The organism is Patescibacteria group bacterium (assembly GCA_041665585.1).
Taxonomy (GTDB): domain Bacteria; phylum Patescibacteriota; class Gracilibacteria; order JAHISY01; family JAHISY01; genus JAHISY01.
In genome coordinates, this window is the sequence record JBAYIN010000001.1 from 153,537 (window position 1) to 173,137 (window position 19,601).

At 51.0% G+C, this 19,601-nt stretch carries 14 protein-coding genes; 7 read left to right on the forward strand and 7 right to left on the reverse strand.

Annotated elements, in window-relative coordinates:
- Positions 1–54: 54 nt before the first annotated feature.
- Positions 55–2,670 carry an ATP-dependent Clp protease ATP-binding subunit gene (locus tag WCV72_00835; protein MFA6457919.1) on the forward strand — a complete coding sequence of 872 codons (2,616 nt, stop codon included), beginning with the start codon at positions 55–57 and terminating at the stop codon, positions 2,668–2,670.
- Here the strand turns inward: WCV72_00835 and WCV72_00840 are convergent.
- The 4 genes from WCV72_00840 to WCV72_00855 form a co-directional block, all read right to left on the reverse strand.
- Complete coding sequence (locus WCV72_00840) at positions 2,667–3,434, reverse strand: hypothetical protein (GenBank protein MFA6457920.1); 768 nt, start codon at positions 3,432–3,434, stop codon at positions 2,667–2,669. The genes WCV72_00835 and WCV72_00840 overlap by 4 nt on opposite strands.
- A gap of 65 nt (positions 3,435–3,499) precedes the next feature.
- The gene (locus WCV72_00845; protein MFA6457921.1) at positions 3,500–5,566 is read right to left on the reverse strand and encodes a DUF4012 domain-containing protein; all 2,067 of its coding nucleotides are present in this window, start codon (positions 5,564–5,566) and stop codon (positions 3,500–3,502) included.
- Positions 5,563–7,095: a hypothetical protein gene (locus WCV72_00850; GenBank protein MFA6457922.1), complete on the reverse strand. Its 1,533-nt coding sequence runs from the start codon at positions 7,093–7,095 to the stop codon at positions 5,563–5,565. Before WCV72_00850 ends, WCV72_00845 begins: the two co-directional genes overlap by 4 nt.
- A 34-nt stretch (positions 7,096–7,129) precedes the next feature.
- Positions 7,130–8,284 carry a glucose-6-phosphate isomerase gene (locus WCV72_00855; GenBank protein ID MFA6457923.1) on the reverse strand — a complete coding sequence of 385 codons (1,155 nt, stop codon included), beginning with the start codon at positions 8,282–8,284 and terminating at the stop codon, positions 7,130–7,132.
- Positions 8,285–8,328: 44 nt separating this feature from the next.
- On the opposite strand from WCV72_00855, the gene WCV72_00860 reads away from it, so the two are divergent.
- Together WCV72_00860 and WCV72_00865 are read left to right on the forward strand one after the other, a co-directional pair.
- Positions 8,329–9,180, forward strand: coding sequence for a cation diffusion facilitator family transporter (locus WCV72_00860; GenBank protein ID MFA6457924.1), 852 nt, complete (start codon positions 8,329–8,331; stop codon positions 9,178–9,180).
- Between the two features lie 37 nt (positions 9,181–9,217).
- Positions 9,218–9,700 (forward strand): hypothetical protein, encoded by a 483-nt coding sequence (locus tag WCV72_00865; GenBank protein MFA6457925.1) that lies wholly within the window; start codon positions 9,218–9,220, stop codon positions 9,698–9,700.
- 2 nt (positions 9,701–9,702) lie between these two features.
- On the opposite strand, the gene lepA is transcribed toward WCV72_00865, so the two are convergent.
- Complete coding sequence (gene lepA / locus WCV72_00870; protein MFA6457926.1) at positions 9,703–11,475, reverse strand: translation elongation factor 4; 1,773 nt, start codon at positions 11,473–11,475, stop codon at positions 9,703–9,705.
- A gap of 44 nt (positions 11,476–11,519) precedes the next feature.
- On the opposite strand from lepA, the gene WCV72_00875 reads away from it, so the two are divergent.
- Together WCV72_00875 and WCV72_00880 are read left to right on the forward strand one after the other, a co-directional pair.
- Positions 11,520–12,380, forward strand: coding sequence for a polyprenyl synthetase family protein (locus WCV72_00875; protein ID MFA6457927.1), 861 nt, complete (start codon positions 11,520–11,522; stop codon positions 12,378–12,380).
- Between the two features lie 21 nt (positions 12,381–12,401).
- Positions 12,402–14,846, forward strand: a complete 2,445-nt coding sequence (locus WCV72_00880; GenBank protein MFA6457928.1) for a penicillin-binding protein 2 — start codon at positions 12,402–12,404, stop codon at positions 14,844–14,846.
- Between the two features lie 198 nt (positions 14,847–15,044).
- Here WCV72_00880 and gap read toward each other — a convergent pair whose 3' ends face one another.
- Positions 15,045–16,046, reverse strand: a complete 1,002-nt coding sequence (gap, locus tag WCV72_00885; GenBank protein MFA6457929.1) for a type I glyceraldehyde-3-phosphate dehydrogenase — start codon at positions 16,044–16,046, stop codon at positions 15,045–15,047.
- An 86-nt stretch (positions 16,047–16,132) separates the two neighbouring features.
- Here gap and WCV72_00890 point away from each other — a divergent pair, with 86 nt between their 5' ends.
- Positions 16,133–16,477, forward strand: coding sequence for an HIT domain-containing protein (locus WCV72_00890; protein MFA6457930.1), 345 nt, complete (start codon positions 16,133–16,135; stop codon positions 16,475–16,477).
- 45 nt (positions 16,478–16,522) lie between these two features.
- Here the strand turns inward: WCV72_00890 and WCV72_00895 are convergent, their stop codons facing one another.
- Positions 16,523–17,011, reverse strand: a complete 489-nt coding sequence (locus WCV72_00895) for a hypothetical protein (GenBank protein ID MFA6457931.1) — start codon at positions 17,009–17,011, stop codon at positions 16,523–16,525.
- Between the two features lie 155 nt (positions 17,012–17,166).
- Between WCV72_00895 and WCV72_00900 the strand changes: the two genes are divergently transcribed.
- Entirely contained in the window at positions 17,167–19,593 is a 2,427-nt protein-coding gene (locus tag WCV72_00900) for a PKD domain-containing protein (GenBank protein ID MFA6457932.1), read from the forward strand.
- Positions 19,594–19,601: the final 8 nt, after the last annotated feature.

Consider the following 19,601-nt stretch of genomic DNA (forward strand, 5'->3'; position numbering starts at 1 on the left):
AAATTTATGCTACAATTCACCGATGTTAGATAAAAAAATTAACCACAAAAATTGATGTTTAATAATTTTGATAAATTTACGAAGGAAGCGAAACGCGCGCTCATCGTCGCCCAAGATCAGGCGCGGGCAGCGGGACTTTCTTATGTCGGGACCGAGCATATTTTGCTTGGAATTCTGACGCAGCCCGAATCACTCGGTGCTTCCGTCTTGCTCGGCTTCGGCGTGACTGCGGAAAATGTGAAATTGGTTTTGCAGACTGTCGGTCGCACGCCGACGAATCGCCCAGCGGATTCGACTGAGTCGGGTAGCCTCTCGGGCTTCGCGAAAAAAGTCATTGAAGACGCGATCCGGACGGCTTACCGTTTCAATCACGCCGCCGTCGGGACGGAGCATCTTCTGTACGCTTTGGTCAGTCAGGAAAATACCGCGGCGACAGTCATTCTCGAAAACATGAAAATCCGCGCGGCGGATGTGCGCAAGCAAATCGAAGAAATTTTCCGCGATGCGAGCGATGCGCAGTCGATTCCGAAAAATGTGCATCCGCTCGAAATTCTCTTTGGCTCGTTGCAGCAGGTGATTTCACGCCAGAACCAAAACCAAAATTTCGACGACGCCTACGCGCACAAAGATTCGCCGGAGGGCAACAACTTCGCGCCGCCACCGCAGTCGCCGCGCCAAAAATCCAAAACTCCCGCGCTCGATTATTTCACGACGGATCTGACCGCCGAGGCGCGTGCCGGGAAGCTCGATCCGGTCATCGGACGCGAGACTGAGATTTCACGCATGATTGCGATCTTGAATCGCAAAACGAAAAATAATCCGGTGCTGACCGGCGAGCCTGGTGTCGGTAAGACGGCTGTCGTCGAAGGTTTGGCGCGTGCCATCGTCGCGGAAAAAGTTCCGGCGTCGATGCTCGACCGCCGCGTCTTGATGATTTCGATGACTGCGCTTGTCGCGGGCACGAAGTATCGCGGCGAGTTCGAAGAGCGTTTCAAAAAAGTCATTGATGAGGCGACGAAATTTTCCGGCGAGGTCATTCTCTTCCTCGACGAATTGCACACGGTGATTGGCACGGGTGCAGCGGAAGGCTCGCTCGATGCGGCGAATATTCTGAAGCCCGCGCTCGCCCGCGGCAAAATCCAAGTCATCGGCGCGACGACACTCGACGAATTCCGCAAACATGTCGAGAATGACAAAGCCCTGGCGCGTAGATTTCAGCCGGTCAGCGTGCCGGAACCGAGCGAAGAGGATTCAGTCAAAATTCTCGAAGGTCTGCGCGAAAGTTTCGAGAAGCACCACAATTTGAAAATCGAAGATGCCGCGCTCGTCACTGCCGTCAAAATGTCCAAACGCTATGTGCCGGATCGTTTCCTCCCGGACAAAGCGATTGACCTCATCGACGAAGCGGCGAGTCTCAAAGGTGTCGCGCGTCGCGGTGATTCCCGTGAAATCAAAAAGCTGAAAGACGAACTCGCGAAATTAATTTCGCAAAAGGAGGCGGCTGTCTCGGGTCAAAATTACGAAGTCGCTGCGAATTTGCGTGCACGAGAGCTCCAAATCAAAAACGAAATCGAAGCGTCCAAGAACGCTGCTCCGATTGTCAAAAATGGCGAGTCACCGGTCGTGACGGCAGAGGATGTCGCGAAAGTCGTCGCGAGTGCGACGGGCGTGCCGGCGGGTGAATTGCTCGCGGAAGATGTCATTCGCCTGAAAGATCTCGAAAAAACTTTGGCGACTCGGATTATCGGTCAAAAAGTTGCCATCAAATCAGTCGCGCAGGCGGTGCGCCGCAGTCGCGTTGGGATCGCTGCGCCGAATCGTCCGATTGGTTCTTTCATTTTTCTCGGTCCGACGGGCGTCGGCAAAACCGAGCTGGTCAAAACTTTGGCGCGCGAAGTCTATGGTTCCGAAGACGCGTTGATCAAGATCGACATGTCGGAGTTTGCCGAACGGCATTCTTCGAGTCGCTTAGTCGGCGCGACGGCCGGCTATGTCGGTTACGAAGAGGGTGGAGAATTGACCGAAAAAGTCCGCCGCCGACCTTACTCCGTCGTCTTGTTCGACGAGGTCGAGAAGGCGCACCACGATTTCCAAAATCTGCTTTTGCAAATTCTCGAAGACGGTCACCTCACTGATGCGCGCGGTCGTCGGACTGATTTCCGCAACACGATTGTCGTGATGACCTCCAATATCGGTGCGGAGCGCATGACGACACAGGCGGGCAAAATCGGTTTTGCTGTCGGCTCGGAATTGCGTGACGCCAAGGCTGAATTCGAAGAAGTGAAGGCTGATGTTTTGAATAAATTGGAAGAGACCTTTCGCCCGGAATTCCTGAACCGTGTCGATAAGGTCGTTGTCTTCGAGCCGCTCACCTCCGCTGAAATCAAGGAGATCGTGAAGTTGCATCTCGCTGATCTCGAAAAAAGATTAGGCGAGCGCAAAATCAAAATCGAGCTCACGGTGCCGGCGCTCGATTACCTCGCGCAGAAATCTTACAATCCGAGATACGGTGCACGACCAGTGCGGCGCGCTATTACCGAGAAAATTGAAGACGAGCTGGCAGGCATGATCCTCGACGGCAAATTCAAAAATGGCGATACCGTCAAAGTTGATTTCAATAAAAAAGCCGCCGAGCTGACTTTCAAGAAGAAAGCCCGGGTTAGGGGTTAAAACTTATCGATGTTTCCACATTTTGGGCAGGCAACACTTCGTGTGTCGAAGGCGAAAAGTTCTGTGTTTGGGTTGTTCTTCATTTTAAAACCATAGCCGCAAACAGAACATCTATGAAAAGAAGGATTGATGAATAATTCGGAAAATTCTCCTGGGTTCTCGAGATAAACTACAGGAGTAGTGCTTGCTGCAGAAGAGTATAGAGATGTGGTTTCGCTGTTTGATATTGGCAAGTGCTTTTTCAGAAGCATTACAAACTCTTCGGGATCTTTCAATATGGTGTCGAGATCAAGTTTGTGTTTAATTATCTGAGGGGCTTGGTAATCTTTGGTGCTAATTTCTCGAACGGCTTTTTTAATTTCTTCGACTAGGCAATCTGCCATTTTTAAATTTGTGCAATCGTAAGGAATTGATCTGAAATTATGGACATCAAAGGGAAGTCTCTCTTCCTGATTAAAAATGTTTATTGTTGGTTTTCTTGCTATGTGTCTGATTGCCATTTCATACATTACATTTGGATTAAATCCAGTTAGGTCAATGATTGCTAAATCATCATACAAGATATGATCAACGACTTGAGTTGTTATTTTTCCAGGGGTAGATATTTGATCCGATCTTATAATCTCGTATTGCCCCTCAAGCGCAGGTTCGTAAATATATTCTTTGAATTGATCTACGCGCCTCCTTACAATTGATCCAATTTCGCCGATTGGGGTTATTAAAAAACATTTTTTCTTTCGAGTGTTTTCTTTTTCATTAGTCATAAGAGAGGTATGGTGTTAGGGTTTTAATTTTATAAGAGTAACAATGAAATTTATACATCAAGTTATTAAAGCTCCCAACTTTTTTCTGCACCAAGCTCGACTGTTCCGCCGAAAATTTTATTGCCAGCGCGTGTGACACTTTTCTCGATTTCCCGAGTGCGGTCGCCCGACTGGAATTCACCGAGGAAAGAATAAGTGTCGTCAAATTTTTGCGGCAGTTGGTATTTCAAGATCACCTCGCGGGAAAATTTCGGCTGGGTCGTGAGCGAGAACATGAAGTAAGTTTTGCCGACAGACTCGTGCACAGTCACGCTCTCGGCAGGCACGCCCTCGACTGAGATTAATTCACTGCCAGTCGGCACGAAAATTTTCACGAGGTCGATGTTCCTGCCGCGACCCATGATTTCTCTCAAATTATCCGAGAGTGGAATGCGGAATTCTTTCGCGAGGTTTGTAATCGTGCGCTCTGCTGCGTCGCTCCACGCATCTTTGCGCAAAATCGTGAGCTCGTCGGTCGCCGTCCCGTCGTCCGCGATGGTCGTCGTGTGCGAGATTTCATTCGCGGTGAAGCGGTCGGATTTATTGCCGGAGAGGGAAGTATTCACGACGAAAAGATAATCACCCTCAGTATTTTTAAGTTCATTCGCGAGTCCGGCGGCGCGAGCAAAATTCAAGAAATCTTCATTGCCGGAAGCAAACTGAATTTCTTTTTCCGCGGCGGCGTGCCACACGAGTGCGGCGAGATCACTTGGCGGAATTTTCGCGAGCTCGTTTTTCACTGCGGCGAGCACTTCGTCCAAAATAATTTTCGGATTGGCGGCACCGTCGATTTTCGTCTCGATCACGAGTGAGAGCAGGAGCGTGAGTTCTTCAGCCGAGATTTTGCGCGGATAGCGTTCGAGCTTGATCCCGCCGAAAGTTTGCACGAGCGTTTCCAAAAAACTCGCGTTGACCGCCGCGACGCCGTCGACCGAACCGAAGCCGGCCGCTTCAAAAAGTTTTTCCGCTGCCGCAGCCGAAGTCGGGAAGTCGGGGTGAAAATTCGCATCGCGCAAACCCCAGTTGCCGGTGATGAATTCAAATCCCTCGGGTGGGTCGAAGTGCTGCTTCATTTGTCCATCGATTTCGTACACATTTTTAATTTCGAATTTTTTTACGAAGCCGTTGTCCAAATCCAAAATTCCGACTGAGCCGATGAAGCCGCCCGTCGCGCGAATTTCTGTCGGATTTTGCAGCAAGATCAAATAGCGGCGGGGAACTTTTTCACCGAGCAGGGCAGGCAGTGTCGGGAGCGTATTCGCGAGCGGACGCGCGAGCTCCAAAAATAAATTCAATTCAGTGACGGCTTGCTGGACTTTCGCCGCGAGCTCGGTCGGGAGCACTCGCGTGTCGACGAGCTTGAGCAGCGCCGCCGCACTTTCGAGCTCACTCACGCCACCCAAAATTTGCGCAATTGGTGCCTCGAGCTGGCTCGCGAAACTTTCGACTGGTTCGCCAGCGTTGACCGCCTGTTGGCGAATTTGCCAATTCGAAAATGCGACTGTGAGCTCATTCGCTGCTTCCGCGAATTTTTCGCCGCCGCTTGCGAGCAATTTTCCAGCGGAGACGAGCCGACTGCCGGCTTGCACGCTTTCTGGCTGTGTCTCGAGAATCGCACCCGCGCCGCCCAGGACCATCAGATTTTTTTCTGCGTCACGCAGAACCGTGACAGCCTGCGCGAAACGATTTTGCGAAGCGGCGAAATCACCTGCTGCGAAACTTTGGCTCGCTGCGATGAGGTCGCCAATGCCGGAAAAGGCTGCGGTCACAGTGCGCTCGACCGTATTTTTGCCGCTGCCGAAGACACCGACGAAATTTAAAATAAAGACAAACACCAGTGCCACTGCGACGATTTTCAGTCGGCTGAAATTCATCCGGCGTGATTTTTCCGACGGCAGATAAATCGAACTGCCGGAGTTCATTTTCTTCGCGCGGGTGAAATCAAAACTGCGCTGCGCGCTCGGCAAACTTTGGCGGGCGCTGATTTTTTCCAGGCGCAAAACATTCGTGTGCATTTTTTCGGCACGCTGAACAACGAGCGGACGACTCGCCCGTTTTTTCAGGTCGATCAAGCGGCGGTGGGAATGCTTCATTGCGCGAAAGAGAAATCGATTTCAGCGCCGTCGCTTTCGAAATTCAGAGCGGCGAGCATGAAGCGAAAGGGCTGCAAAAATGGATTCACCGCTGTATCGAGTCGGGCGTAAAAAATATTGCCGCTCGCCGGCAGTTCGTCCGACAAGAATTTTTCTTCGCTCATGAAACGCGCGACCATTTTTTCGAGCGCGGCTTTTTCCGTTGCGAAAATCGCCAAGTTGTCGAGCTGCACGAAGCTCAAATCAGCTTGCGGGAAATGCAGTATCTCGATTTTTTGGCTGGCGAAAAATTCTTCCGTCGCGCCTGGCGCGCTGTCGCCGACTGCGAGCTCATGACCGGCTGTCGTGTCGGGGAGCTCGACAGTTTTTGCGCTCGCGGCAATTTTGCCGTTGGCAGTTTTCAATTTTTCAAACAGCGCGGTTTGGTCGCCGGTGAAAACTGCGACTGCGCCACCGGAAGTCGTGAGGCCGAGCGCGCTCGAACTCGCAAACAGTGGTACGAGTTCCAGCTCTGTGAAACCAGTCCCGAACCAAGTCTGTAAAAAATTCTTGATGGAGCTTTGGGTGATTACCGCGAGTGGAGAATTTTGCGCGGCGCTGGCGGTTAAAAAATTCTCAATTTGGCTGGCCAGGTTTTTGTTCGCGAAAAGGAGCTTGGTCTCTTCGCCCCACAAATTAAAAATTTCTTTGTCCAAATTTCCGACTGCCAAGAACGGCGCGGTCTTTACGGCGGAATTTTTCAAAATTAGTCGCGCTTCGATTTTCAATTTTCCACCGTCGACCGAAAACGCCGCGCCGCCGGCAGTCCAGAGATTGAGGAAGGGCACGGCAAACGCTTTTTGCAAACCGACGAAACGGCTCGCGAAAAATTCATTCAAAAATCGCGGCGAACAAAAAACGAAATTTTCGCGCGGATTGAATTTCGCGGCGACTGCGCGAAAGGCTTCCGAGCTCGCGACGCGTTTCTCCGGCGCGCTGATGGCGGTGACGATTTTTTGCAAAATCGTCGAGTCGGCGGCGAGGATCAAATTGCCGCGGGCAAAAGTGAAAACGAGCGGACGACTGCGCGGAAACGCGTAAATTTTCTGACCGAGAAAATTTTGCGAGGTGAGTGTCTCGCCTGCGGCGACTTCTCGCTCCAGAAGCGCGAGTGCCGCGTCGCGGTCAGCGACATCGAAAATCAGCGCGAAATTTTGCGGATCAAGCGTCGCGCCCAAAAAAGCGACGCCGATGTGATTTTGCGCGAGCGCGAGCAAGTCCGCGGGATGCGCCAAGCCGAGCGAGTCGAGTCCGGCGATTTCCGCGCGGACATCACTGCCAAAAATTTTCCCGATTGCTTGCGCATTTTCATCGAGCTGCAGCTCGCCAAAAAAAAGCGTTTCCTCTGCCGGCAAAATATCCGCGAGCGAATCTGGGCGGGCATATTTCTGCCAAAGAAAAAATCCGAGCAGCAGCAAAAGTCCGAGCGCGAAGAAGGTGAGCAAAATGCCGCCGACGAGCGTTCGATTTGAAGAGGTCTTTTTTTTCACGCAAGCAGGATTTTCTCTTTTTTGCGGGGAATTTTCAATTCGCGCCGAGTCGTGCCCGCGCCAAAATTTTGCCGCGCTCGACGCCCGGCTGGTCGGCGAAATTCACACCCAAAATTTGCGCGAGGAAATAAATTTCGAGCATCCAGAATTGTAAAAATTCGCCGAGCTCGGCTTCCTCAATTTGGGCGAAATCAAAAATCGCGAGTGGTCGTTTCTTCTCGGAGAGTGATTTCGTCGTCGCCAGAAATTCTGCCCGCAAAATTTCAGACAAATTCCGATTTTTCAAAAAACCAAATTCCGGTGGCGGATTCGGGATGCGAAAATCTTGCTTGAAATTCTGCGCGCCGACAAAAATATAAAATTTGTCCGCCGGACCATCGCGCCAGAGCTGTAGCTTCGAATGTTGGTCGAGTGCGCCGACTGCCGCGGCGGGCGTGATTCCGACTTGGGAATTTTTGCCGAGTGACTCGGCGAGGAGCTGCTCGAAAAATTTCGCGAGCGACTCAAGCGCATTCGCGTAGACACAAAAGACGGAAATGTTTTTACCCCGGCGAAATTCCGCCGCGTGGATTTGCGCGAATTCCAGGGTTTGTTTCGGATCGGCTTTCTGCGCGCCCACCAAAAGCTTCTGCAGATTCGCGCCGGCGAGTGCTGCCGGCAGGAGCCCGACCGGCGAAAAAATCGAGAAGCGCCCGCCGACCTTTGCTGGGATTGTAAATGTCACAATTTTTTCTTTAGTCGCGAGTGTACGCAAAAAGCCTTTCTCCGCGTCCGTCAAAAAGACAACTTGCTGTCGCCAATTTTTACCCAGGAGTTTCCGCACGATGAAAAAATTTGCGAGCGTCTCGAGCGTGTCGCCGGATTTCGAGACGACGAGGACGATTGTTTTCGGGAAATCGAGGCGCGCGAAAATTTTTGCCGCTGCGGTGGGATCGACATTTTCCAGGAAATAAAATTCGCGTTTGGATTTTCCCAAGGCGTCAACCAAAGTGCGTGCAGGCAACGAGCTGCCGCCGATGCCGATGACGAGAACTTGCTGCCATTTCTTATTTGCTGCGACGAATTTTGAAATTGCGCTGAAGTCGCTCTTCGGCAAATCGGAAAAGTCGGGCGGATTTTTTTTGAAGTCGGCGAGGATTTTTTGGTCGGACGATTTGGCGCGTACGACATTTTGGAAAATGATTTTCATAAAAATAGTTTAACGCGAGTCGAAGAGAGGTTAAAATCGCTAAGATGAAACTTTCTTCTCGAAATAGCGCGCTCGTTTTCCTGACTCTCAATTTCCTGCTGTTCGTCGCCAAGATTGCGGCGGGTTTGCTCTTCGGTTCGCTGGCGGTTTTGTCTGACGCTTTCAACTCCTTGGTCGACATCGCGACTTCGATTATGATTTTTTTCGCGGTCAAAATTGGTAGCCAGCCAGCGGATGAGGACCATCAATTCGGTCATTCGCGCGCTGAACCAATCGCGGCTTTCACGGTTTCGATTCTCACTTTTGTGCTGGCTTTCGAGGTCGTGCGTGAAGCAGTCGAGCGCATGATTTCCGGCGGTGCACCGGAGGTGAGCATCGTGCCGCTCATCGTGCTCGGCGGCGTGATTCTCACGAAGCTTGGTATGTTTTTACTCGCTCGTAAATTTCACGACAGTCCGGCGCTTGCGGCGGTTGCGGCCGATGCCAAGATGGATGTCGTGATTAGTTCGTTCGCCGTCGTCGGCGTGGCAGCGATTAATTTCGGTTTCCCGCAATTCGACACTTACGCTGCGCTCGCGATCGCCGCCTGGATTGCGTGGATTGGTTTCACGATTGCGCGCGATAATCTCGCCAAATTAATGGGGCGGTGTCCGGACGAGCCGAAGCTGCGTGAGATTCGTGCGAAATTAAACGAATTCAAACAGCAAAAAAAGATTCTCAGTTTCAGAAATTTACGAGCGCAGCTCATCGGTTCAGAAATCCAAATCGCCGTCGAAGTCACAGCTTCCAAAGATTTGCCACTCGCCAAAGTTCACGACCTCGAAGAGCTGATTCAAAAGAAATTGAAATCGGTCAAAAATGTGCGCGAAGTCTCGGTTCATGTTGAGCCGATTTGAAATGAATAACTTTTAGGTTCGACTTAGCTTGCAGAGAGTGACTTTTTCTAAGAAAATGAAGCCTTATAATTATAAAACTATGGAAAACAATTTGAATAAAGGGTCTACATCTGCAGGAAGTGTGTCAGGAATATTCAAAAAGATTCGGGAGATTCAAGATAAAGAAAAGCCCTTAGCTGAAACAGGGTTTGCAATTCGCGAACAAAAGCGAGAAGTAATTGCCGAGATTATGAGCCAAGTAGAAGCTACAATTACTGATTTGCAAGAAGAAATCCCACCAACAGGAGGATCGGTCGATTCGCTTAGACCGATTGCCAGTAAAATTGCAAACAAACTTTCAAGTCACTATGGCATTAATGCACAATATTCTGGCGAAGTATTGCTTTTGCTGCTTGATGAAATGAGGTGTAATGAGGATAAATTCAAACTCGTTGCAGAGAGACTGGCAAATGATATCTACAAGGACATTTTATCTACGTTAGCAGTCCCTTCTGTGTTAGAGGATGCTGCTGGTGAATAAATTTAGTCGCGCTTCAAGACAGCCAAGAAAGCTTCCTGTGGGATGCTCACTTTGCCAAATTGCTTCATTCTTTTTTTGCCCTTTTTCTGTTTGTCGAGCAATTTATTTTTGCGCGTGACATCTCCGCCGTAAAGTTTCGCGGTTACATCTTTGCGATAAGCAGAAAGAGTTTCACGGGCAATCACAGTCGCGCCGATGGCAGCCTGAATCGGAATCACGAAGTTCGCACGGGGAATAATATCCTTCAATTTTTTCACTAAATTCAAACCGACCGAGCGAGCTTCGCTTTTGTGCACGACGAAAGAAAGTGCATCGATTTTCTCGCCGCCGACCAGGACATCGAGCCGCGAAAGTTCGCCTGCGCGAAATTCCAAAAATTCATAACTCATGCTGGCGTAGCCGCTCGAGACATTTTTCAGCTTGTCGTAAAAATCCGTGACGATTGAGGCGAGCGGAATCTCGTATTCGACGAGTGCCCGTGTCGGATCGAGGAAGCTCAGATTTTTTTGTTGACCGCGGCGGGCAGTCGTGAGTTCGAGGATTCCACCGAGAAAATCTTTCGGCGTGACGATTTCGAGACGCACCCAGGGCTCGCGCAATTCCTCAAACATCTCCGGCAGTTCGCTCGGGTTGGCGAGCGGAATGATTTCCCCACTCGTACTTTTCAGCTCGTATTTCACGCTCGGGGCTGTGACGATCAAATCGAGATTGTATTCGCGCTCGAGGCGTTCCTGAATTATTTCCAGATGGAGTAGTCCGAGGAAGCCGACGCGGAAACCGAAACCGAGCGCAGTCGATCGTTCCGGCTCGTAGCTCAAGCTTGCATCGTTCAGGCTCAATTTCTCCAGCGCGTCGCGCAGCTCCGGATAATCGTCCGCATCATTCGCGAAAATTCCGGCGAAGACGAAGGGCGAAACTTTCTTATAGCCGGGGAGCGGTTCGGGATTCGTATTTTTGCCGCGCCACACTGTCTCGCCGACGCGCGCATCGCGGACTGATTTCAGTCCGGTCACGATGTAGCCGATTTCGCCTGCCTCGATTTTGTCAGTCGGAAAATATTTCGGTTTGAGACAGCCGACTTCGAGTGCCTCGAATTCTGCACCGGCGCGCAATAATTTCAGCCGGTCGCCTTTGCGAATCTCGCCGGAGAAATTGCGCACATAAATCACGACGCCGCGGTAGGCGTCGAAAATCGAATCAAAAATCAAAGCTTTCGCGTCGTCGCCTGCATCCAGATTGGTCGGCGGCGGAACGCGCTCGATGATTGCCGCTAAAACTTTTTCACAATTCGTCCCGTCTTTCGCGGAAATTTCGATTACTTCTTCGCGCGGAATCGAGAGGACATTCTCGATCTCAGTTTTAATTTTCTCCGCATCGGCGGCGGGGAGATCGATCTTATTCACGACTGGAATAATCGTGAGATCGGCTTCGAGCGCAGCGTAAACATTTGCCAGCGTCTGCGCCTCGATGCCCTGCGTCGCATCGACGACGAGCAGTGCGCCCTCGACGGCTTTCAAGCTGCGGCTGACTTCGTAAGCGAAGTCGGCGTGACCGGGCGTATCAATCAAATTCAGCTCGACTCCCTGCCATTCCATTTTGACCGGTTGCAATTTAATCGTGATGCCGCGCTCTTGTTCGAGCTCCATCGTGTCGAGATGTTGCGCGCGCATCTCGCGCTTCTCGACGGTATTCGTCAATTCCAAAAGTCGGTCGGCGAGCGTGGACTTGCCGTGGTCGATATGCGCGATGATGCAGAAATTGCGGATGTTTTTCACGCCGGGATTTTAGCGGAATTAAAAAAATATGGGATAATTTCCTCGTGGATTTTCTCCCGAAATATCGCGCCGAGATTGATTGTGCTTTGCTTGAGTTTTTTGCCAGGACAAAATTTCCTGAAAAAAAATTTGCGGCGGCGTTGCGACACGCCGTTTTACTCGGTGGCAAAAGGATTCGGCCGATACTCGGACTGCTCGCTTTCGAGAGCATCAAAAATTCCCAAACTAAAATCGCTCGCTCGAAAGTTATTCGGATTTTGCTTTCGCTCGAATTAATTCACGCCTTTTCCTTGGTGCACGATGATCTGCCCGCGATAGACGACGACACACTGCGGCGCGGGCGACCGACCGTTTGGTACAAATTCGGCGAGGCGAATGCCATCTTGGCGGGTGATGCGCTTGTTTTGCTCGCCTTCCAAAATCTCGCGGAAAATGCGCCGACTGAGTTGCTGCCGCAATTGACCCAAATTTTGGCACGGGCGAGCGGCGGCATGATTGTCGGACAATTCCGCGATCTCGACCTCAGCAAAAATAATTCGCTCGCCAACATTCTCAAAACGCATTCCGCCAAGACGGGCGAATTGATTTTTGCGGCAGTGCAGCTCGGCGCATTGCTCGCGTCCGCTGATTCCGCCCAGACGAAACTCTTGAAAAACTATGCCGCCAAACTCGGACTCGTTTTCCAGATCAAAGACGACTTGCTCGATGCGCTCGGTGATCCGAAAATTCTCGGCAAAAAAGTTGGTAAAGATGTCGGTAAAAAAGGTTTCGTCAAAATTCTTGGCATTCTGAAGTCGCAAAAAAAACTGGCGGAATTGACTCGGGCGGCGATTACAATTTCCCAAAAATTAAAAGCGCCGCGTCTTGCGCAGTTGGCGGAATTTGTTTTGAAGCGCGAGCAATAATTCGCTACACTTCCCGCGCCGATGTATTCGCGTTTTTCCAGCAATCACCGTCAGTCGAATCGTTTTCACGCGCTTTTTTACGCCGCGATCTTCTTTTTCGCGGTGATCGTCCTGAAGCTCGGGTGGCTCCAAATTATCCATGCGCACGATTACGAGACGCTCGCCGAGGAACAAAATTCGCGCGGCGTCGTGCTGCCGGCGAAGCGCGGTAATATTTACGCGAAGGATTATCGGACGGGTGAGCTTTTTCCGCTCGCGCAAAATTCGACGACCTATGTCGTTTTCGCTGATCCAATGTTGATCGCGAGCGGCACTGAATCAGCAGTCGCTGATCAGCTCCTGCCGTTTCTATACATTCCGCCTGATCCAGTCGAGTCAGCCAAAAAAGAAGTTGTCGTCACGCCGCCTCAGACAGTGGTTGTCCCCGCAGCAGCTGCGCCGACTGATCCGACCGCACTCGCCACCGATGCCGCCGTCGCGGCGACTACCGAGACAAATTCAGACGGAACTGTCCCGGTCGCTGCGTCCGACCTCACCACTTCGACCCCGACCTCACCGATTGTCCAGCCCACTGCGGTCACACCAAAACCAGTCGAAGTGCCGATTGATCCGCAAGTCGCTTTCAAAAATAAGTTAGTCGAGCAGCTCGCCACGAAAGATGTCGTCCGACGCGAGCTCGGTGAGATTACAGATGAGGAAATCAAAATCCTGACCGAGTCGCACATTCCGGGAGTCTCGCTCGTAGATAAGACGCTCATCCTTAATCCGACTTTGATTGATGATCCCAGTGATACTGCGACCAAGCTGGCGACGATCCTCGCGGCGAAGTACGATGAAATTTATCCGCTCATGATTCGCAAAAAAGTGCGCTATGTCAAATTGGCAACGCGTGTCGTGCCGGATGTGAAGGATAAAATCGAAGCACTGGGGATTCGCGGCGTGGGGACGATTCCAGAATATCGCCGCGTGTATCCCGAGGAAAATCTGGCGGCACAAGTCGTCGGCTTCCTCGATCATGACGAAGATGGTGAGTACGGCATCGAGGGTGCTTTTGACAAAATTCTACGCGGCAAAGATGGACTGCGGACGACTCAGGTTGATCCATTCAACCGCCAAATTACAGTCGGAGATATCGCAATCCAAAACGCTGTCGACGGCAATTCCGTCGTGCTCACGATTGATCGGGCGATTCAAAAAATGGCGGAAGAGGCGTTGGCGAAAGTCGTCAATCAGCAGCGCGCGGACGGCGGTCAGGTTATCGTGATGGATCCCAACACCGGGGCGGTACTGGCGTTGGCGCATTACCCAACCTTCAATCCCAACACTTACGGTGATGTTTATGTTTCGGAAGAATTGGTCAAAAAAGAAATTCCGAAAAAATGGGTGGACGAGGCGGGCAATGTCCATGACGACACTGAAGTGTGGTGGGAGACGACCAGAGGCGAGAAGGCTGTCAGTGAGTGGGGTACCGAGTTGATCGTCCGCAATGGTTTTCGTTATCAAGTTTTCAACGAATACCGCGATGGTGAAATCGTCGGCAAAATCATTTACAACAACCGGGTCGGTGAAGGTGCTTTCGGGATGAAGGCGGCGACCGATCCGTATGAGCCGGGTTCAGTTTTCAAATCAATCGTCATGGCAGCGGCGATCGATGCTGGTGAAGTGACACCCAATACGCGCTCGCCCTACAACGGTCCGGTAACGCTGGATGAAATTAATTACTTGACCGGAAAGCCAATCGTAATCAAAAACTCCCAAAATGCTTACCACGGGCAGGAGACCATGACGCAGGTTTTGGAGAATTCTTCCAATATCGGCATGACCTTTGTCGCGCAGACCTTGGGTGCCGCGACTTTTTACGATTACATCAAAAAGTTTGGCTTCGGTGAACGCTCCGAAATCGAATTCGACGGCGAAGATACCGGTCAGGTCGAGAATTATACCAAGTGGAGTAAATCCGAATTGGTCACCAAGGGCTTCGGTCAGGGTCTCACCGTCAATCTTTTTCAAATGGCGGCGGCTTACTCGGCACTCGCGAACGGCGGACTTTTGATGAAACCCTATGTCGTCGATGAGCAAATTTCATCCGACGGTCGCCGCATCAAAACCGAGCCGACGACGATTCGCCGTGTCATTAATCCGGAAACTTCGAAAACAACTACCGAGATGTTGGTGAGCTCAGTCAAAAATGGCTACGCGAAACCGGGTGGTGTGCCGGGTTACTTCGTCGCAGGCAAGACGGGTACGAGCCAGACTTATTTCAATGGGCGCGCTCTGACCGATGTCGGTACGACGATTGCGACTTTCGGCGGCTACGCGCCGGCGACCGATCCGAAATTTATCGTGCTCGTCAAAGTGGACCGTCCGCGTATCGAAGAATGGGGCACGACTTCGGCTGCGCCAGTTTTCCAAAAAGTGACCGAAGAGTTGCTCATGAATTATTTCGCGATCGCGCCGAACAACTGATTAGTCTTTGAGTCATTAAGTCGTTCAGTCGTTGGTTCGGAGGGCTATTGGGTCAGTTGGCTACTGGTTCGGATGGTCATTGGGTCAATGTGAAAATGATTCAATCATTCAATCATTGAATTTTTGGTTTAATGGAACTTTTTCTCACTTCGAATCAGAACTAGTCTTGAGATGAGCGTCGATGATTTGTCGCGCGAATTACAGGCGTGCCACGGCGAGTTCAGCGAGCTCGACTAGGCGATTGGAATAGCCCCATTCGTTGTCGTACCACGCGACGACTTTGACGAGATTGCCACCGACGACCATCGTATTCGCCGCGTCGACGATGGAGCTCGCTGGGTCGCCTTTGAAATCCATCGAGACGAGCGGACGCGTTTCGTATTCCAAAATCCCGGCGAGTTCGTTTTGGCTCGCTTTTTGCATCGCCGCATTAATTTCCTCCGCCGTCACAGGTCGGCGGAGCTCGGCGACGAAATCGACGATTGAAACAGTCGGGGTCGGGACGCGCAGAGAAATTCCAGTCAATTTACCTTTTAATTCTGGCAGCACTTCACCGACGGCTTTCGCTGCGCCGGTCGAAGTTGGGATAATCGAAAGTGCGGCGGCGCGCGCGCGGCGCGGATCTTTGTGCGGTGCGTCGATCAATCTTTGGTCGCTCGTGTAGGCGTGTGTCGTCGTCATCAAACCTTTCTCGATGCCGAAATTTTCCAACAAAACTTTCGCGACCGGTGCGAGACAATTTGTCGTGCAGCTCGCATTCGAAACAACTTGCATCGTCTTCGGATCGAATGAATTGCAGTTCACACCGCGGACGAAAGTGCCGTCCACATCTTTTCCCGGCGCGGAAATAATCACGCACTGCGCGCCTGCGTCGAGGTGTTTCGCGGCGCCCGCGCGGTCGCAGAAAAAGCCGGTTGATTCAATCACGACACTGACCCCGAGTTTTTTCCACGGAAGTTGCGCCGGATCCTTCTCGGCAAAAATTTTGATTTCCTTGCCGTTGATTTTCAAAAAATCTGCGCCGACCTCGACTTTGCCACCAAAACGACCGTAGACCGAATCGAATTCAAAAAGGTGCGCGAGCGTTTCAGCGGGGACGAGGTCATTGATCGCGACGATTTCGAGTGGTGAGTTCTTGGCGAAAGCGGCGCGCAAAGTTTGTCTTCCGATACGACCGAAGCCGTTGATGGCGATTTTCATTTCAAAAGATTAAAAGTGGGGCGAGTTTAACTTTTTTCAAAAAACTCGAAAAGCTCTAAAATTTGTTCACCAATTAACCCACCGAAATGTCCGACTGTATTTTTTGCGAAATTGCGGCGGGGCACAGTCCGGCAGCGGTCGAGTACGAGGACGAGCGCGTGATTGCGTTTGCCGATATCCAGCCAATCGCGCCGGTGCATATTCTGATTGCCACTAAAAAACACATTCCCTCAATCGCGAAACTCGCTTCCGAAGACGAATCATTAGTTGGTCATCTCGTGCTTGTCGCCAAAAAATTGGCGGAAAATCGCCAGCTCGAAGGCTACAAATTGATTTTCAATGTCGGTGAAAAGGGTGGTCAGGTCGTGCCACATCTCCACCTCCACTTGCTCGGCGGCTGGGAAGAAAAACCGGATTCGATTCCGGGCTGAATTCAATTTGCGATGAGGGAATGTGCAATGCTCGCGGTCTAGCCTTTATTCCGAAATCGATCTATTCACTTTTACACAACCATATTGAACAGATCCTTTTTCTGCTTGCCCTAAATACTCTTTTAACTGATCTGTATTCTCAATTTTGGGGCAAAACTCAACTGCTTGAGTTATCTCATGTCTTGAACCTTGGATCAGTTGCACCATCGATGTGCAAAACTGACCTTCCAGTCTTGGACATTGCTTTTCAGCGGGATAGGCACAAGTAAACACTTCTTGATCAAAAACACCTCTAACTAGTCTACCGCTCTCATCTCTCTCGCTATCCCATAACATACCACCGGGGCTGTATTGGTTCAATTCACCTACAATATCTCTTGCGCTAGTTAGCGCAAGATTATCTGCACGGTTAGTACCATGTCTTAAATATGGATAATGAAGCACTTTTTGGCGATCATAATAACTGCTTGATTCTCTAGTAAATTTATCAGGAGCTTTCGTTTCTGCTAGAACAGTTTTTGATTCTAAGTACATTTTAAGTGGGTTTAAAAATAAGATGGAATAATAATCAAATTAATATCATTAGTCAAACCTTCTGTTAAAGCAGAAAATCGTGGTTATCAATAAATCAGAGAAATCAAAGTTAAGCTTGATTTGCAAAAAATCAGTTTTTTTGTTAAAATAACAGCGTGAAAATAAAAACAAAAATCGGATTTTTGGCGCTCGTTTTTGTCTTTCTGGCGAGTCCGGTTTTCGCAGAATTATTTTCCGGCAGTGGTGTCGGTCCGACGGCAAGCTTCAGTGTGTCACCTTCGGTCGCCATCACTGGGAGCCCGATTGTTTTCGATGCGTCCGCTTCCCGCAATGCGATTGGCAGTACATCCGGCCTGCAGTTTCGCTGGGATTTCGAAGGCAATTATGCGTGGACGAGTTGGTCGAGCACTGCGAAAACGAAACACACTTTCACCGAGGCAAAAGATTACACGGCGCGTTTGCAGGTCAAAGATGCCGACGGCTTGGTCGACGAGACCGCATTCAAAGTCTTCGTCGGGATAAAATACATGAGCTCGTCGCCGGTGGCGCGGATTTATGTCGACCCGGCGAGTGGGGATACCACTACGAATTTTCATTTTCAAGTCTCCGTTTTTTCCAATATCGGTACGCCGACGGATCGGCTCGAAGTGCGGTGGGACTGGAATCACGACGGCACTTGGGATACGACTTGGTCCAAGGCTCGTGATTTTTTTCATGTTTTTCCTGACGCACTGAATCAAGAAGTTTGGCTCGAGGTGCGTGACGCAGATGGCTCAAGCTCGATTGAAAAAGGTATTTATGTCGAAGGCAAAGAGGACGACTCGATTCGCAATAAAGAAATCGGCTTGATTCACCTCTCAGAAGTTAGCGCGCCGCTCGCGAGCTTCACGACTTCGGCGACCTCGGTCGATCAAGGCGCGACTGTTTTGTTTGACGCGACGCCGTCAATTCGTGCAGCTGAATTTCGCTGGGATTTCGACGGCGATGGTCGTTTCGATAATTCCTGGAATGCAGCCAATCAAAAGGTGCAGCGCGTTTACAAAAATGTTGGCGTTTTTACGGCGACGCTAGAAGTGCGCAGTGCGGCAGGTGAGATCGACAAGACGACGCGGACGATTACCGTCATCGACCAATCGAATATTCTGCCGACAGCGAGTTTTACTTTGTACAATTCCACGAATCCTTCGCTCGGATTGGCACTGGCAATTTTGAACGACAAAGTTAAATTCACGGCGACCGTACGCGATGAGGATGGTATAGCGAGCAAAGCTCAGGTTCGCTGGGATTTCGACGGCGATGGTGCTTGGGACACGAATTTTTCTTCGACCAAAACTGCGACTTACCAATTCACCGCGACCGGCACGAAGTTTCCGCGACTCGAGGTGCGCGATGAGCTCGGTGCTCTCGCGACTGTGATTGGCCAGATCGAAATTGTGGCGAACACTGCGCCACGAGCGAATTTAAAAATTTCTCCGGCGAGTGGTGCGCCGGGCGCGACCTTCCGTTTCGATGCAGCTTCCTCGCGCGACGATCAGAGTGGTAAGACTAATCTGCAGTACCGTTTTGATTTTGATGGTGATGGAATTTTCGACACTAAGTTCAGTGGCACATCGGCGTATTCCAAAAAAATCGGACGCGCGGGCAATCTGACTGCGACAGTCGAAGTGCGCGATCGTGCCAATGCGACAGGACGGGCGAAGGCGACTTTTGCTGTCATCGTGCCGACGACGCCGATTGCGGGATTTGTCGTCGAGCCGCGTGTCGGCACCTTCGCGACTAATTTCGAATTCGATGCCTCGGCTTCGCGCGATCCGGCAGGTAGCAAATTGAGCTATCGTTGGGATCTGGATTACCGTGGCGAGAATGACATTGATTTTTCGTCAGGGTGGAGCACTAGTCCGATTTTTCGCTACCGATTTTCCACAGTTGGAGATTATTCGCTTCGGCTTGTCGTGCGCAATGCCGCCGGGCTGCAGGACGAGGTTTTCGGCAAAATCAAAATTCACGCAGAAAGTCTCTCGCTCCAATTTTTGCGTCAAAAGGGCATTATCTCGAATGAGGAAAATCCGGACGGACTGATCACGCGCGCCGAGCTGGCACAGATTATCGTGAAGGCGACCAAGATTTCCGCGCTCGCGCCACGCATCGCGCAGTTCACCGATGTTCCGGCGAGCGATGTGAATGCGCGCTACGCCGCGGCGGTGAGTGCCCGCGGTTGGATTTCGCCGCGCAATAATTTTGCGTGGCAGCCAAATGGTTCAGTCAATCGCGCTGAGGCGGCGAAGATCGTAATCGCGGCGCTGTATCCGCGTGTCGCGACTAAGAATAGTCTCATGTTTTTCGATGTGCCCGAATCAGCGTGGTACGCGCGTTTCGCTGAGACGGCGGCGGCTCAAAATTTGATTGCGACTGAGGATCACAGATTTAACCCAGCGCTACCGGTCACGCGCGCCGAGATTGCGCGTATGGTGGCAGTGCTGCTTGATCGCTATCCTGCGACGCGAATTTCCGCGCAATCATCCACCCCAGTCGCTCAAGAATTCTTCACCAAAATTCTCGCCAAGCTCGGTTTGGCTGATTGATTTAGCGT

What these genes read in the sequence shown, in the direction of transcription:
- WCV72_00890 (MFA6457930.1), top strand. Translation starts at nt 16,133, where the DNA reads ATGTCCGACTGTATTTTTTGCGAAATTGCGGCGGGGCACAGTCCGGCA.
- WCV72_00880 (MFA6457928.1), top strand. Translation starts at nt 12,402, where the DNA reads ATGTATTCGCGTTTTTCCAGCAATCACCGTCAGTCGAATCGTTTTCAC.
- gap (MFA6457929.1), bottom strand. Translation starts at nt 16,046, where the DNA reads ATGAAAATCGCCATCAACGGCTTCGGTCGTATCGGAAGACAAACTTTG.
- WCV72_00895 (MFA6457931.1), bottom strand. Translation starts at nt 17,011, where the DNA reads ATGTACTTAGAATCAAAAACTGTTCTAGCAGAAACGAAAGCTCCTGAT.
- WCV72_00860 (MFA6457924.1), top strand. Translation starts at nt 8,329, where the DNA reads ATGAAACTTTCTTCTCGAAATAGCGCGCTCGTTTTCCTGACTCTCAAT.
- WCV72_00845 (MFA6457921.1), bottom strand. Translation starts at nt 5,566, where the DNA reads ATGAAGCATTCCCACCGCCGCTTGATCGACCTGAAAAAACGGGCGAGT.
- WCV72_00840 (MFA6457920.1), bottom strand. Translation starts at nt 3,434, where the DNA reads ATGACTAATGAAAAAGAAAACACTCGAAAGAAAAAATGTTTTTTAATA.
- WCV72_00855 (MFA6457923.1), bottom strand. Translation starts at nt 8,284, where the DNA reads ATGAAAATCATTTTCCAAAATGTCGTACGCGCCAAATCGTCCGACCAA.
- WCV72_00835 (MFA6457919.1), top strand. Translation starts at nt 55, where the DNA reads ATGTTTAATAATTTTGATAAATTTACGAAGGAAGCGAAACGCGCGCTC.